At 63.1% G+C, this 12,881-nt stretch carries 10 protein-coding genes; 5 read left to right on the top strand and 5 right to left on the bottom strand.

What is annotated here, in order from left to right; genetic code table 11:
• Positions 1-29: 29 nt before the first annotated feature.
• Both NKJ11_RS22430 and trpS read right to left on the bottom strand, forming a co-directional pair.
• On the bottom strand, positions 30-521 hold the full coding sequence (locus NKJ11_RS22430) for a universal stress protein (protein WP_013528063.1): 492 nt from the start codon (positions 519-521) through the stop codon (positions 30-32).
• A gap of 93 nt (positions 522-614) precedes the next feature.
• Positions 615-1,682, bottom strand: coding sequence for a tryptophan--tRNA ligase (trpS, locus tag NKJ11_RS22435; protein WP_023811632.1), 1,068 nt, complete (start codon positions 1,680-1,682; stop codon positions 615-617).
• Between the two features lie 546 nt (positions 1,683-2,228).
• On the opposite strand from trpS, the gene NKJ11_RS22440 reads away from it, so the two are divergent.
• A complete protein-coding gene (locus NKJ11_RS22440; RefSeq protein WP_050592693.1) occupies positions 2,229-2,426 on the top strand; it encodes a hypothetical protein in 198 nt (65 codons plus the stop codon).
• Between the two features lie 61 nt (positions 2,427-2,487).
• Here the strand turns inward: NKJ11_RS22440 and murJ are convergent, their stop codons facing one another.
• From murJ to NKJ11_RS22455, 3 genes are all read right to left on the bottom strand, one after another.
• Complete coding sequence (gene murJ, locus NKJ11_RS22445) at positions 2,488-4,086, bottom strand: murein biosynthesis integral membrane protein MurJ (protein ID WP_023811635.1); 1,599 nt, start codon at positions 4,084-4,086, stop codon at positions 2,488-2,490.
• Between the two features lie 46 nt (positions 4,087-4,132).
• Positions 4,133-6,934, bottom strand: a complete 2,802-nt coding sequence (locus NKJ11_RS22450; RefSeq protein ID WP_352794284.1) for a [protein-PII] uridylyltransferase — start codon at positions 6,932-6,934, stop codon at positions 4,133-4,135.
• 79 nt (positions 6,935-7,013) lie between these two features.
• A complete protein-coding gene (locus NKJ11_RS22455) occupies positions 7,014-7,832 on the bottom strand; it encodes a glycosyltransferase family 25 protein (protein ID WP_352794285.1) in 819 nt (272 codons plus the stop codon).
• Positions 7,833-8,018: 186 nt separating this feature from the next.
• Between NKJ11_RS22455 and NKJ11_RS22460 the strand changes: the two genes are divergently transcribed.
• From NKJ11_RS22460 to NKJ11_RS22475, 4 genes are all read left to right on the top strand, one after another.
• Positions 8,019-10,523, top strand: a complete 2,505-nt coding sequence (locus NKJ11_RS22460) for a heavy metal translocating P-type ATPase (protein WP_352673421.1) — start codon at positions 8,019-8,021, stop codon at positions 10,521-10,523.
• 42 nt (positions 10,524-10,565) lie between these two features.
• Positions 10,566-10,958: a CopM family metallochaperone gene (gene copM / locus NKJ11_RS22465; RefSeq protein WP_352439733.1), complete on the top strand. Its 393-nt coding sequence runs from the start codon at positions 10,566-10,568 to the stop codon at positions 10,956-10,958.
• A gap of 84 nt (positions 10,959-11,042) precedes the next feature.
• Complete coding sequence (locus tag NKJ11_RS22470; RefSeq protein ID WP_352794286.1) at positions 11,043-11,888, top strand: aldo/keto reductase; 846 nt, start codon at positions 11,043-11,045, stop codon at positions 11,886-11,888.
• 255 nt (positions 11,889-12,143) lie between these two features.
• The coding region (locus tag NKJ11_RS22475) for a DDE-type integrase/transposase/recombinase (protein ID WP_352794287.1) at positions 12,144-12,881 on the top strand (738 nt) is incomplete at its 3' end.

The following is a 12,881-nucleotide window of genomic DNA, read 5'->3' on the forward strand; positions in this document are numbered from 1 at the left end:
CGGAGCGGCATCACCTGAAGAGCAAAATCTCAGGCCAGGCTGTCTATTTCCTCGTCCGACAGGTTCTGCGGCACGACAGTCACCGGGATCGGGAAGGCGGCACCCTTGCCGGCCACGGCGCCGACCAGCGGCCCCGGGCCTTCCTTGCCCGCACCGGCGGCCAGCACCAGGATGGCGATGTCCTGGTCTTCCTCGATCAATTTGTGGATCTCTTCCGTCGGCTTGCCTTCGCGCACCACCATCTCGGGCTCGATGCCGAGCTTCTGGCGCACCTTGTTGGCATAGCTGTCGAGTGCGGCGCGCGCCGTGGCGTTGGCTTCCTCGCGCATGATCTTCTCGACACCCAGCCAATGCTGGAAATCGTCCGGCACGATGACATAGAGCAGCACCAGCGTGCCGCTGGTGCTCTGCGCCCGTTTCGAGGCATAGGCGACGGCGCGCTCGCATTCCGGCGTGTCGTCGATGATCGTCAGGAATTTCCTGCGATGGCCGGCTTCGCGGCTGAGGCGTTTGGAGACCATGTCTATCTACTCGGTGTCGTGCGGCCGCAATCTGCCACTGCGGGGGACCGGCGGCAAGCCGCCGGCCTTGTGCCAGTGCACCCGATGTCGCGATCAGCCCTGCAGCAGGCCGATAATGTCGCGCACCGTCTTCATCGTCGCTTCGGCCAGCACGCCGGCGCGCTCGCCGCCATCCTTGAGCACCGCGTCGACATAGGCGCGGTCATCCGAAATGCGGCGCATCTCGCTGGCGATCGGCGCCAGTTTTTCCACTGCAAGATCGGCCAAGGCCGGCTTGAACACGGAAAACTGCTGGCCGGCGAATTCCTTGAGTACATCCGCCTTCGACATCTCGGCGAGACCCGCATAGATGCCGACCAGGTTCTCCGCCTCGGGCCGGCCGGCCAGGCCGTCCAGCTCGCTCGGCAACGCTTCCGGGTCGGTTTTGGCCTTGCGAATCTTCTTCGAGATGTCATCGGCATCGTCGGTCAGGTTGATGCGCGACAAATCCGACGGGTCCGATTTGGACATTTTCTTGGAGCCGTCGCGCAGCGACATGATGCGCGCCGCCGGCCCACCGATGACCGGCTCGGTCAGCGGGAAATAGCCGTTCACGGTCTCTTCGCCGACCTGCATCTCGACGCCGATGCCAAGGGCCGCGATGCGGTCGGAGAAGTCGTTGTTGAATTTCTGCGCGATGTCGCGTGTGAGTTCCAGATGCTGCTTTTGGTCCTCGCCCACCGGCACGTGGGTGGCACGGTAGAGCAGGATGTCGGCAGCCATCAGCGAAGGATAGGCTAGCAGGCCGAGCGACGCGTTCTCGCGGTCCTTGCCGGCCTTGTCCTTGAACTGCGTCATGCGGTTCATCCAGCCGATGCGCGCCACGCAATTGAAGATCCAGGCGAGCTCCGCATGCTGCATGACCCGCGACTGATTGAAGACGATGTGCTTCTTCGGGTCGATGCCCGAGGCCAGGAACGCAGCGGTGATCGACCGCGTCTGGTCGGCTAGGTCTTCATGAACGAGTTGAGCTGTCAGCGAATGCAGGTCGACGACGCAATAGATGCAATCGGAGGTGTCCTGCAGGGCGACGAATTTCTTGATGGCGCCGAGATAGTTGCCGAGGTGCAGATTGCCGGTCGGCTGGACACCGGAAAAGACGAGTGGCTTGAAGGCGGTCATGATTGTCCTCATGGCTTGTGGAGGGCCGTATAAGTGTGATTCCGAAAAGTTGCAGACTTTTCGGAGCCAATCACGCGGCTGGAAACCGCGCGCGGCGAAAGTCTTGCGACGGCGCGCTTATGGACGAGAGCGGTGAGAGGATCAAGAGGCCATTGGGCCTTGGAGCAGACTACAAGGAACAGAGACAAGAAACCGGGAGTGTCTCAGTTTGAAATTTGAAATATGCAAAAGCACCTATATGCTTCGCGGAAAGCAGGGGCCGGAGACTTGGCGCGAGTTTGGAAGATTGTACGCCACGGGGCGCCCGATCAATGGGAGGATTCCATCCCAGAGAAGTCGCTGGCCGAAGGGCAATTAGTCGTGCTTCTATCGCGGCTAGCCGCGAGCCATCTGCCACCCGTCGCCACGACCCCATTGCCACGAAACGCTCCGCGCTTCACTACGTCGCTCACTGTCAAAAACGACCGCTTTGGCAACAAGCACTTCATCATGTACGCGAGCGGCAGCCGGGTGCATTACATAGCGACCTTGGAGGAGACGCCTTGAATGCCCACCGGATCTGAAGGTCAGAAGCGCCCCGCCGGCGTGGTCGGTATGCAAGAGGCACTGCAGCGCAGGCGCAGCCGCGAGACGCCGCTGGAGACCGCGGCACGGCTTCGGGCCGAACTCGGAATTGAACTGAGGGGGCAGGCGCGCAACACCTTGCCACCCTCCGTCTACGACGAATTGTCTGGAGAAGACTAATGTTTGTCGAAGCAGCCGCTATCGTCGCAATGAGGGGTGGGACATTGCAATAAATTCCGGCTCACGGATCTGGAGACTGTTCCCTAGTCGGCGGCGATCCTTTCCGTCCGACATTGCGCCGGATCATCCCGAAATCGGCGCCGCCGGTGGCAAACGCGGTGATGAAATAAAGCAGCGCCCCACCGGCAACCAGCGACAGCAGCGTCGCCGCCTTGACCACCAGCGGCGAGCCCGGCCCAAGCCTGATGGCGAACCAGTGTTCGGCAAAATAGAGCGCAGCGCCCATCACCACGGCGGACAGCACCAGACGTGGAATGCGCTTCATCAGCGGTACGTCGCGGCCCCAATGGCCGCGCCGGATCAAGACGCCGAGCAGCATCACCGCGTTGACCCAGCCGGCGACGGCCGAGGCCACCGCAATGCCGGGCGCCCCCATCCGTGGAAACAGCGTCAGCGCCGTGGTGACGTTCACCGCCACCGAGATGGCGGCAAAGATCATCGGCGTGCGCGTGTCCTCGCGGGCGAAATAGCCTGGGGTGAACGCCTTGATCAGCACGAAGGCCGGCAGGCCGAGGCCGAAGATCGCCAGGATCGCCGCCACCGTCGGCGTCGATCCGTTGGCGGCGAACGCGCCGCGCTCATAGACCAGCCGCACGATCGGCTCAGACATCACCCAGAGTGCCGCGGCTGCCGGCAAGGTCAGGAACAGCGTGAACTCGACCGAGCGGTTCTGCAGATTGGCCGCCTCGATCAGATTGCCCGACTTCAGCGCCCGCGACAGTTCGGGCAACAGCACGATCGCCACCGCAACACCGACCACGCCGAGCGGCAACTGGTAGATGCGGTCGGCATAGGCGAGCGAGGACACCGCGCTGTTCTGTGCCGAGGCGATCGCCGTGCCGATCAGCTGGTTGATCTGGGTGATGCCGCCGGTGATGGCCGCCGGCAGCGCCAGGATCAGCAGCCGCTTGACCGCGGGCGTCATTTTCGGCCGGCGGAAGCCGATCGAGATGCCGGCGTGGCGCACCGCCACCCAGACGATCGCCAGTTGCACCAGTCCGGCGGCAAGCACGCCCCAGGACAGCCCGTAGCCGACGGTGAGGGCATCCGAGCCCTTGTACCAGGCATAGGCGAGCACGCCGATCAGGATGATGTTGAGGAACACCGGGGCCACCGCGGCGGCGAAATAGCGGCGCAGCGAATTCAGCATGCCCGCCATCATCGCGCCCAGCGACATGCAGATCAGATAGGGAAACATGATCGTTGCCAGCGTCACCGTGGTGTCGAACTTCCCCGGCGTGCCGGCAAAACCCGGCGCCACCAGATAGCGCACGATCAGCGGCATCGACAGTTCCATGATGATCGTCAGCGCCAGCAGCGCCGTGAACAGCACGCCGAACACTTCCTCGGAAAAGCGCTTGGCGCCTTCGGTACCGTGGGTCTCGATCTCCTTGGCGAACAGCGGCACGAAGGCGGCGTTGAAGGCCCCCTCGGCAAACAGCCGGCGAAAGGTGTTGGGAAACTGGAAAGCGGCGTTGAAGGCATCGGCAACCGGTCCGGTACCGAGTGCAGCAGCCATCAGCATCTCGCGGCCGAAACCGAGCGCGCGGCTCATCAGCGTGCCGGAAGCGACCGTTGCGAATTTCTTGACGAGGCTCATGCTTTTGGGAACTGCCTGCGCAATTGGGACAAAGTGATGGTCGTTGTCACTCGGCCGCCGCCCTGGGCTTGCCGCCGCGTTCGGGCACGATGCCTTCGAGCGTTGCCATCAGCCGATTGCGGATGGTGGCGATGCGGGCCGGGCTATCTATCTTCTGGCCAGTGAGATCGGTGACATAGAAAGTGTCGATGACCTTTTCGCCGAAGGTGGTGATGTGGGCCGATGCGATGTCGAGCGACAGGTCGGAAAGCGTTCCGGTGATCTCCGACAGCAGTCCCGGCCGGTCGAGGCCCTCGACCTCGATGACCGAAAAACGGTTCGACAGCGTGTTGCGGATTTCGGCACGCGGTGGGATCTTGAACACCTTGGAGCCGCGCCGCGGCTTGGTGCGCTTCTCGATCATTTCCGGCAGCCAGCTCTTGCCCGACAGCACGTCCTCGATCAGCCGGCCGACACGTTCGGCGCGCCGGCGCTCGTCCTCGTCGCGATCGAATTCTCTGCTGATCAGGATCGTGTCGAGCGCGCGGCCATCCGACGTCGTGAAGATCTGCGCGTCGACAATGTTGCCGCCGGCTCCGGCGCAAGCCCCGGCGATGACAGAGAGCAGGCGGGGGTGGTCCTGCGCCAGCACGGTGATTTCGGTCACCGCCTCGAACTGGTGGGTCTTGACCATGGTGGCAAGCTTGTTGCCTGACACGTCCGCTTCGCGGATGAACTCGGCATGGCGCAACTGGTCTGCGAGATCGACGGTCAAAAGGTAATTCTCGTAGTGTTGGCCGACATAGCGCTTGCGGGCCTTGTCCGGCCAGTCGGCAAGCGCCTCGGCCAGGCGCTCGCGCGCCGCCGCCGTGCGCTGCGCGCGCGACACTTCCGAAAACCCGCCGGTCAGCAGCAATTCGGTCTCGTAGTAGAGCGTGCGCAGCAGCTGGCCCTTCCAGCCGTTCCAGACACCGGGTCCGACGCCCCTGATGTCGCAGACGGTGAGGATCAAAAGCAGCTTCAGCCGCTCGACCGACTGCACGATCGCGGCAAAATCCTCGATGGTCTTGCGGTCGTTGAGGTCGCGGGTCTGCGCCGTCATCGACATCACGAGGTGGTTCTCGACCAGCCAGGCCACGGTTTCGGTATCGGCAGGCGACAGCCCCATATGCGGGCAGATCCGACGGGCGATCCTGGCCCCCGCCTCGGAATGGTCCTCCGGCCTGCCCTTGGCGATGTCGTGCAGCAGTACGGCGACATAGAGCGCTTCGCGGCTCTTCTTCAGGCTCGGCATCAGCGTGTGCGAGAGGGGGTGGACCTTTTCGCCGTCGCCGCGCTCGATCTCGGCCAGCACGCCGATGCAGCGGATCAGATGCTCGTCCACCGTGTAGTGGTGGTACATCGAGAACTGCATCATGGCGACGATCTTGCCGAAATCCGGGATCAGCTTGCCGAGCAGTCCGGCTTCGTTCATGCGACGCAGATTGAGTTCGGCATTGCGATCCGAGGTCAATATGTCGAGGAACAGCCGGTTGGCCTCCTCGTCGCGCCGCAGCGACTTGTTGACCAGGCCGAGCGAACGGGTCAGCAGCTTGAGCGCGTCAGGGTGGAATTCCAGACCGTGCTTGTCGGCGAACCAGAACAGCCTGAGCAGATTGACCGGATCGCGCTCGAACACCTGGTCGTCGGCGATGTTGATGCGGTGGTTGTCGACAATGAAATCGGAGGTGCCGGCCAGCTTGCGTTTGCGCCTGGAGAAAGTCAGGAAGATGCGGTTGAAGCCAGGAACGTGCTTGGCCTGCTCCTCCTCGAGCGCCGCGCAGAAGATGCGGGTCAGGTCGCCGACGTCCTTGGCAACGAGGAAGTAGTGCTTCATGAAGCGCTCGACCGCCGACAGGCCGGGGTGTGTGGTGTAGCCGAGCCGTTCGGCGATCTCGCGCTGGATGTCGAAATGCAACCGCTCTTCGGCCTTGCCGGTGAGGAAATGCATGTGGCAGCGTACCGCCCACAGGAAATCCTCCGCCTTCTGGAACTCGCGGTATTCGCCCTCGGTGAAGACGCCCTTGTCGACCAGTTCCTCGCCGGTACGCACCCGATAGAAATATTTGCCGATCCAGAACAGCGTCTGCAGGTCGCGCAGGCCGCCCTTGCCGTCCTTGACGTTGGGCTCGACCAGATAGCGGCTTTCGCCGGCCTTGGCATGGCGGTCATCGCGTTCGGCAAGCTTGGCCTGGACATATTCGGGGCCGGTCGTGCGCACCACCTCATGGTCGAACCGCAGCATCAGTTCATCATAGAGCTTTTCCTCGCCCCACAAGAAACGTGCTTCGAGGATCGAGGTGCGAATGGTGACATCGGTCCGCGACAGGCGCAGGCATTCGTCGATATTACGGGTGGCGTGGCCGACCTTCAGCCCCAGGTCCCACAGCATGTAGAGCATGTATTCGACTGTCTGTTCGCCCCACGGCGTCTGCTTGTAGGGCAGCAGGAACAGAAGGTCGATGTCGGATCCGGGCGCCAGCGTTCCACGGCCGTAGCCGCCGACAGCGATGACGGCCATGCGCTCCGCCGAGGACGGGTTCTTGACCCGGTAGACATGGGTGACGGCGAAATCGTAAAGCGCCCGGATGATCTCGTCCATGAGATGCGACAGCCGCGCCGCGCAGGCGCTGCCGCCGCCATCGTCCATCAGCATTCGTTCGGCAATGGCGCGCCCTTCCGCCAGTCGTCCCTTGAGCAGTTGGAGCACGCCATTGCGCGCGGCCTGCCCTGAGCCATCGTCCGCCGTGGCCGCGGTCAGCGCGGTCATCTCGCGGCGCAAGGCTTCGCCGTCGATCAATTCGTCGAGCTTCAGGGAGATTCTTGCCATATATCCAGTCGGCCTTGCCGTTTCGGCGGCGTCTATAGCGCGTTTTCGTGGCGCTGGGTATGGGGCGTTGAAAGCCGGTTCAAGACCCGGCTGAGCTTTGGCTCGGATAAGTAAATGGAATAACCATTCTCCGCTTCAGTCGACAGAAATCGACAATGCGCTTGCCTATCCGCCGTGCCTCGGCTTTGAGCTTCGCTATGGCTGTCTTTCTGCGTTTCCCGGTCCCGGCGGCGCACTGGATATCCCGCTTTTCCCTGAGCAGGCTTGGCAATTGGAGCGCCCTGTCGCCAAGGAACTGATCTTGCGCGCAGAGCGCAGGAACAAGCTGATAGATTGTCTCGCCTCGCAAAACCGAAAACTCGGGGTTGAAAACAATGTCGTCGACAGCGATGCCGATCTCCTCGGTGGCCTTGATCAGGTCGAGCGCGGTTTGCCTGGAGATGATGTAGCCGGCGGTTCCTATATGTCCGGCGTCGAGTTTGGATGTGGAAAAGCCGTGACCGATGTCAATGCGCTTGCGTCGGATCACGGTCTTGCAAAAATAGCTTTCGAGCTTGACGACTTCGGCATCGGCTGGAATCCAGTCGCTGTCGCGAAGCAATGCGCCGGCTTTCGCGGCAAAGACGATGTCGTCCTCGAAGATTGCCCCGTAGCGAGCGTCGCCTTGCGCGATGGCGGCCCAGCAGGCCCGGTGACTGAGCAGGCAGGCGATCTCGCCGTCAGTCAATGGCAGCCTGTTCCGATATCCGACATTTTGCGGCAGCTGGTCCAGGTCCGGCCGATCCCGTGCGTCGATGGCCTGAACGCGTTCGAATGGGACGCCGATGCGGGCAAACTCCGCCGTCACACGGGCAAGGCGATCGGGAGACCGATCGAGATTGATGACCAGACGCTTCATTGCCAAAGAAAATCTCACCCCCGGGACGCTCGCTCTCTAGCAGGCGTGGTGTTGCCGCGTGAGACTTTTTCTGGGGAGAATGGACGCGCCGTGGACCGGAGAAGAAAAGTCGAAACAGCCCTTGACCTTCCAGTTACTGGAAGCCCTATCTCCACGTCACACACCGATCCATCAAGGCATTTTCGAATGACGCATTCCGATCACGATCATCACGCGCATGGTAGCTGCTGCTCGACAAAAGGCGCCGTGCCCACCACGAAGAGCGTCGTCCGCGACCCGGTCTGCGGCATGACTGTCGATCCGGTCGCCGGCAAGCCGACGACCGAGCATGATGGCCATCCCTATCATTTCTGCAGCCAGGGCTGCCGCACGAAATTCGTCGCCGAGCCGGAAAAATTCCTGACGGCCACCGATCCGGTCTGCGGTATGAGCGTCGACCGCGCGACAGCCAGGCACTTTGCCCGCCACGAAGGCCAGGGCTTTTACTTCTGCTCGGCCGCCTGCCAAGCGAAATTCGAGGCGGAGCCGCAAAAATATCTCGGCGACAGGCCGGCACCGCAGCCGATGCCCAAAGGCACGCAATACACCTGCCCGATGCATCCTGAAATCATCCGCGACAAGCCAGGATCCTGCCCGATCTGTGGCATGGCGCTGGAGCCGATGGGCGTGCCGACGGGCGATGAAGGGCCAAATCCCGAGCTGGTCGATTTCACCAGGCGGTTCTGGGTGAGCGCTGCCTTGTCGGTCCCCCTGCTGATCATCGCCATGGCACCCATGATCGGCTTGATGTTTGAAGGCCTGGTCGAGGACCGGGCAAAAGTCTGGATCGAACTGGTCCTGGCAAGCCCGGTGGTGCTTTGGGCCGCCTTTCCCTTCTTCCACCGCGGCTGGGACTCGCTGGTCAACCGCAGCCCCAACATGTGGACGCTGATCTCGCTCGGCGTTGGCGCTGCCTATCTCTACAGCGTCGTCGCCACACTGTTTCCGGATATCTTTCCGCATCAGTTCCGCGGCCATGGCGGTGCGGTGCCGGTCTATTTCGAGGCTGCTGCCGTCATCGTTGCACTGGTCTTCCTTGGCCAGGTGCTGGAGCTGCGCGCCCGTGAAAAGACCGGTTCGGCGATCCGCGCCTTGCTCGATCTGGCGCCGAAGACCGCGCGGCTGATTGCCGCCGATGGTTCCGAAAACGACGTGCCCCTCGACGCCGTCAAGGCCGGCGATCGCCTGCGCATACGCCCCGGTGACGCCGTGCCGGTCGATGGCACGGTGCTGGAAGGGCGATCCTCGCTCGACGAATCGATGATCACGGGCGAGCCGTTGCCGGTCGAGAAGGTCGAGGGCGATGCGCTGACCGGCGGCACGCTCAACAAGAATGGTGCGCTGATCATGCGCGCTGAGAAGGTCGGCGCCGAGACGACGCTGGCGCGCATCGTCGAGCTCGTCGCCAAGGCGCAGCGCTCGCGCGCCCCGATTCAAGGGTTAGCCGATCGCGTTTCTTTCTATTTTGTCCCGGCCGTCGTCCTAGTCGCGATTGTCGCTTTCATCGCTTGGGCCGTGTTTGGACCCGAGCCCAGCCTGATCTTTGCCATCGTCTCGGCGGTGTCGGTGCTGATTATCGCTTGCCCCTGTGCGCTCGGCCTTGCCACGCCGATGTCGATCATGACCGCCACCGGGCGCGGAGCGCATGCCGGTGTGCTGATTAAGGAGGCCGCAGCACTCGAACGCTTCGCTTCCGTCGACACGCTGATCGTCGACAAGACGGGGACGCTGACCGAAGGCCGGCCGAAGCTGACCGATGTCGTTGCGGCAAACGGTTTTTCTGAGGAGGAATTGCTGGCGCTTGCCGCCGGTCTGGAGAAGGGGTCGGAGCATCCGCTGGCTGAAGCCATCGTCGACGGCGCCGCTACGCGCGGCGTGACAGTTGCCGAGGCCAGCGCCTTCGAGGCCGTCACCGGCAAGGGCGTGTCCGGTTCGGTCTCGGGAAAGACGGTCGCGCTCGGCAATACCGAGATGATGGCCGACCTTGGCGTCGACATCGCATCCATCTCGGCCAAGGCCGAGGCGTTGCAACTCGAAGGCAAGACGGCGATGTTCGTCGCTGTCGACAAAAAACTGGCCGGCATCGTCGCCGTCGCCGACCCTATCAAGGCAACGACGGCCGAGGCGATCAAGGCGCTGCATGAAAGCGGCTTGCGGATCATCATGGCAACCGGCGACAATGAACGCACGGCCAACGCGATCGCCAGAAGCCTCGGCATCGACGAGGTCCGCGCCGGACTGCTGCCGGAACAGAAGGCAGCCCTTGTCGAGGAACTGCGCGCAAAGGGCGCCGGCGTTGCCATGGCCGGCGACGGCGTCAATGACGCACCGGCCCTTGCCGCCGCCGATGTCGGCATCGCCATGGGCACCGGCGCCGATGTCGCCGTCGAAAGCGCCGGTATCACTCTGGTCAAGGGCGACCTCAACGGTATCGTGCGCGCCCGCACGCTGGCCCAGGCGACGATCCGCAACATCCGCCAGAACCTGTTCTTCGCCTTCCTCTACAATGTGCTTGGCGTGCCGGTCGCCGCCGGCGTGCTCTATCCGCTCACCGGCACGCTTCTGTCGCCGATGCTGGCGGCGGCGGCGATGAGCCTGTCTTCGGTGTCGGTGATCGCAAACGCATTGCGGCTGAGAACATTGAAACTCTGATCCAAGCCCCCAAATACGAAACCACCCAACAGGAGACCATGAATGACCTTCGCCAAAAAACTCGTGCTGCTGCTGATGGCGGCCGGAATGCTGGTTGCCGTCTTCCTCGAAAGTGTTCCGGCGCAAAGTGAGGAGATGAAACACGACATGGGCGCCATGGCGACGGACGCGACCAGCCCCTCGACCGAGGGCTACAAGGCAGCGATGGACAAGATGCATGCCGACATGATGGCATCTGAATATACCGGCAATGCCGATGTCGATTTCGTCAAGGGCATGATCCCGCACCATCAGGGTGCCATCGACATGGCCAAGGTCGAGCTTGCCAACGGCAAGGATCCGGAAATCCGCAAGCTGGCCGAAGGCGTCATCGCCGCGCAGGAAGCCGAGATCAAGCAGATGCAGGCCTGGCTCGCCGCCCATCCGGTGAAGTAAGTCTTCAGCCATCGCCAGCTCGGCGAGAACGCCTCTGGATTTCTCGTCCAGCCTGTGATGCGATCGGCCCAAATGGAGCCCGCCATGCCGCCGACCATCAGAACCACCAAACTGCCCTCAGGCGAAGCCGTTCAGGTGCTTGGCCAGGGCACATGGAAGATGGGCGAGGATATCAGTCGCCGTGCCGATGAGGTGAATGCCCTCAAGCTCGGCCTCGACCTCGGCATCACACTGATCGACACTGCCGAAATGTATGCCAGCGGCGGCGCCGAGGAGGTGGTGGCAGAGGCTATTGCCGGGCGCCGTGACGAGACCTTCCTGGTCTCGAAAGTTCTGCCATCGAACGCTTCGCGCGCGGGCGTGCAGCGCGCCTGCGAAAACAGCCTGAAGCGCCTGCGCACTGACCGCATCGATCTCTATCTGCTGCATTGGCCGGGCAGCGTGCCGCTGGCGGAAACGGTCGCGGCCTTCGAGGCCCTGAAAAAGGCGGGCAAGATCCGTCACTGGGGCGTCAGCAATTTCGACACCGACGAGATGGAAGAGCTGATCGGCTTGTCGGATGGCGGCAATGTCCAGACCAACCAGGTGCTCTACAATCTGGTCCGGCGCGGCCTCGAATTCGACCTGGCGCCGTGGAGCCGGCAGCGCGGCATTCCGCTAATGGCTTATTCGCCGGTCGAGCAGGGCGCGCTGGCGCGCAATGCCAGGCTGGAAGCCATTGCCGCCCGCCACAAGGCCACGGCGGCACAGATCGCCCTGGCCTGGGTGATGCATCAGGAGGGCGTCATCGCCATCCCGAAGGCCAGCAGCCAAGAGCATGTCCGCCAGAACGTCGCGGCGCTCGACATCAAGCTTACGCCGCAGGAGATCGCCGATCTCGACCGTGGCTTTCCGCCACCGACGCGCAAACGCGGGCTGGAGATGATTTAGGCGCGCAGATAGCGAAGGCCGCGTTCCGTCACACCCCCTCTGTCCTGCCGGACATCTCCCCCGCAAGGGGGGAGATTGGATGTCGTTATCGCTTTCGCCAACCGTCGACGTCGCAAGACAAGCGCCGCGATTGAGGCGCCGATCTCCCCCCTGTTTGGACCGGAGACATCGCGAACAGGTGTGCGAGGACATCGCGAACAGTTTGGCGTGCTTTGCGCCGGGAGGTTCGCGATGCCATTTGGGAACACCAGCGTGATGGATGGGAAGTTGGAGTTTGTGCGTCTTGCGATGCAGGATGGCAGCAATGTCAGTGCGCTTTGTCGTCGTTTCGGGATTGGCCGAACCTGTGGTCACAAGTTGATCGCGCGGTATCGCGCCCATGGCGAGGCCGGGCTTGCGGAGCAATCGCGCCGTCCAGCGACAAGCCCGGCGCGCAGCCCGGATGCAGTCGAGGCGGCGGTTCTTGGCATGCGCCGGGCGCACCCGGCCTGGGGCGGACGCAAGATCTCCAAGGTCCTGCAACGCGAGGGAACCGGTTCGCCTGCACCTTCCACGGTGACCGGGATCCTGCACCGCAATGGCGTCGAGCTGGGTTTGCTCGGGGGTGGAGCCAAGCCGTTCGGGCGCTTCGAGCATGCCGCCCCCAACGATCTGTGGCAGATGGACTTCAAGGGCCATGTCGCGTTGCGGCAGGGCGGCCGGCTGCATCCGCTGACCGCGCTCGACGACCATTCGCGCTTCTCCGTCGTGCTGCAGGCTTGCATCAACGAGACCGGCGAAACGGTCAAAGCCCACCTGATTGTCGCCTTTCGCCGCTATGGGCTGCCGCAGCGCATGGCTTTCGACAACGGCCCACCGTGGGGAGATGGCGGACGAAGCAACTTCACACGCTTCACCATCTGGCTGATCGAGCACGGCGTCGCCATCTCCCATTCCAGGCCTCTGCATCCGCAGACGCTGGGCAAGGAAGAGCGCTTCCACCGCTCGCTCAAG

This window comes from Mesorhizobium sp. M0243 (genome assembly GCF_040321775.1).
Lineage (GTDB): Bacteria > Pseudomonadota > Alphaproteobacteria > Rhizobiales > Rhizobiaceae > Mesorhizobium.